1 pseudogene is annotated in these 289 nt (G+C 46.4%); it reads left to right on the forward strand.

The window, feature by feature from the left end:
- Window positions 1-289 (forward strand): annotated as a pseudogene (locus ACKX14_RS15630) (integrase core domain-containing protein); the annotation flags it as partial.

Raw genomic sequence — 289 nt, forward strand, 5'->3', positions numbered from 1 at the left:
TACGCTGTCGTAAATACAAGACGCTTACCGGCTCCCGCCGATTTGCAGCAGATTTCTCCGCCTTCGAACCTTTGCAGCTCTGGCAGATCGATGCAAAACATATCGCCGATCAATCGGCTTTGCCTCCCGAAGCATATGCCTCTATTTTTGCTATTGATATTAAAACAAGGTTGCGCTTTATTGCGTATGCCGATTCCCTTGATTTCAAAAACGGGTTGACTTTCATGCTGCTTGTGGCAGCCTGGCTTAGAGCCTTCGGTGTAAAACATCAACTCTTCTTTCAAACAGA

This window comes from Thermorhabdus hydrogeniformans (assembly GCF_049310025.1).
GTDB lineage: Bacteria > Bacillota > Thermosediminibacteria > Thermosediminibacterales > Tepidanaerobacteraceae > JBJYKD01.